The 2,360-nt window shown below is 28.6% G+C and carries 3 protein-coding genes; 1 reads left to right on the plus strand and 2 read right to left on the minus strand.

The window, feature by feature from the left end; all coding sequences use genetic code 11:
* The coding region (locus tag MR593_RS09300) for a mechanosensitive ion channel family protein (protein WP_290692165.1) at positions 1 to 669 on the minus strand (669 nt) is incomplete at its 3' end.
* 187 nt (positions 670 to 856) lie between these two features.
* On the opposite strand from MR593_RS09300, the gene MR593_RS09305 reads away from it, so the two are divergent.
* A complete protein-coding gene (locus MR593_RS09305) occupies positions 857 to 1,243 on the plus strand; it encodes a hypothetical protein (protein WP_290692167.1) in 387 nt (128 codons plus the stop codon).
* Positions 1,244 to 1,307: 64 nt separating this feature from the next.
* Here the strand turns inward: MR593_RS09305 and MR593_RS09310 are convergent.
* The coding region (locus tag MR593_RS09310; protein ID WP_290692169.1) for an AAA family ATPase at positions 1,308 to 2,360 on the minus strand (1,053 nt) is incomplete at its 5' end.

The following is a 2,360-nucleotide window of genomic DNA, read 5'->3' on the forward strand; positions in this document are numbered from 1 at the left end:
AGATAAACTTAAATTATGCTTGTCCACTATATCCTTTAAAACTCGTCTTACCTTTAAAAGCTCTGTATCATATCCAACTGAGAAAATAAAATCAACTCTTCTAGTTTCTTTAGCTGTGAAATTTATCAAGCTTCCATTTGATAGAGTACCATTAGGTATCATTACTAATTTATTGTCTACAGTCGCTAAATTAGTATAAAATACTCCTATTTGCTCAACTGTTCCTTCAAATCCTGCTGCTTGGATATAATCGCCTACCTTAAAAGGTCTCAAGAAAAGTATTATAAATCCACCAGCAAAATTCGATAGACTTCCTTGAAGTGCTAAACCTATTGCAACCCCTGCTGAAGCTAAAATAGCCGCAAATCCAGTCAATTCAATATCCCAATATCCTCCAATTATTATCAATAATAATAGACATTTCAAAGATATATTTATAAATGATTTTAAAAATTTAACTAGAGTAACGTCTATGCTTTTCAACTCTGCAAATTTTAAAAACTTATTAGATACTTTATTGATCAACTTAAATCCAATAATTATTACAAGCACACCTATTATAAGTTTTACACCAGCATTTATACCATCGTTTAATGCCCAGTTTGAAAGTCTTCTCATAACTGTTGAAAAAGATAGATTTTCAAAATTCATATTTGATATTTCTTCCACAAAAATTCCTCCTCAATACATTTTTCTCGCATATCTATATATGATAACATATTTTCATCGAAAATATTTAATAAATTTCAAAATATATTTACCATTACTTACCTGTGCCGTTTTAAGGACTTTAGTGCTACTATTTAATCATAATTAAATTAATTATATATTATTTCAAAACGAGGTGGAAACAAAAATGAAAAGATTTTGCAGCATTTGTAATGAGGAATACACAACTATAACATCAGAAACATCATCTAATTACATCTATTGTGCAAAATGCGGCTACAATAAAGAGCTTGCACTAAAACACTGTATATTTGATTCTATTTTTAAATCTATCGATACTTACCTAAAAAATATCCAAGTCAAATTTATACATAACTTGATAGTAGATGTTGTATTTGAAAACGAATTTTTAGTAGTAAAAGTAAATAATATTGTACTAGATAAGAAAAATTGCCCTTTTGAGCTTTCTGATAAAGATGCATATTTTTTTAGAAATAGCGTTGTTTATTTAATTGAAGATAATTTATTTATAGACGGGGAGGAAATTCAATTAAATATAGATTTTTCATGTTAAATATATTAAAGGCTTCTGCAAAACAAAATTTGCAAAAGCCTCTATTAATTTTCACAAAATAAAATTAGTATCTTTCTAAAACCTGACTGTACGCCGAATCAAAATCTGATTCGTATAGAATATCTCTATTGTTTTCTAAAGCAATAGAAGCTGCTATAAATAATATATCCTTAATATCAGCTCTACTTATATTTTGATACTTCTGAGCTAAGCTCTTAGGATCTAATATAGGAGATAATTTTACATTTTCCTTAGTACAAAACTCCCATAGCTTTTCGCGTTCGTATTCGTCTGGATTTTTAAATTCCACGTTTATAAAGAACAATTTGCTAAAATACTCGTCTATTTTATCTTTATTAGTCGAAGTAAAAAATAATAAGGAGTCAAATTTTCCAATCTCTACTTTTATCGAACCCTTTATTACGTTGATTAGATTATCGTAGTACTCGCTTGAATCTACTTTTTTCTGTTTTATAAGCCTATTGCTCTCTGTGATAACGACTACAGCATTTTGTTTTTTAGCTATTTCAAATATCGCCTTTATAGTCTTTGGTATATCGTAAACAGGTATTGCCTCTATCATGTTGTAGTTGACTGTAACTATATTTTTATTTATCTCACTTGCTATGCAGTGTATTACAGAGGTTTTTCCACTGCCGCTTTCTCCATAAAAATTGCAAAGTATAGAATTTCCTCCCTTTAGAGAATTTTGAATTTTTAGCTCCTCTACTATTTTTCTTTTATTTTTACTTATAGCCAGTATTCTCGAAACATTTTTTTTCATATCTTGATTTAAAAAAACCTGATCCATACTGTATCTCGGCTTTTCTATACTCATAATACCTAAGTCTAGACCCTCATATGTTTTTTCTATATTTTGATACTCAATCTGTTCCATTATGTTTTCTTTAGAAGAAATAATTATATTTTTAGGCATGACCATGTTTTCGTTAGTATTTCTTACAATAGTCCCCGCTATATCGTTTATTATCTGGTCTACATTTTTTGAATTTAAGACGACCTCCTCGCCATTTTCATCGCGAGCTACATTCACATCTATAGATATATCGATTATATTTTGCTCATCTAATTCTATATGCTTATTTAATACCTTTTT

Origin of the sequence: Intestinibacter sp. (assembly GCF_022780145.1) — a bacterium.
Classification (GTDB): domain Bacteria; phylum Bacillota; class Clostridia; order Peptostreptococcales; family Peptostreptococcaceae; genus Intestinibacter.

Coding starts and splice junctions, on each gene's coding strand:
- MR593_RS09305 (WP_290692167.1), top strand. CDS start 857: ATGAAAAGATTTTGCAGCATTTGTAATGAGGAATACACAACTATAACA.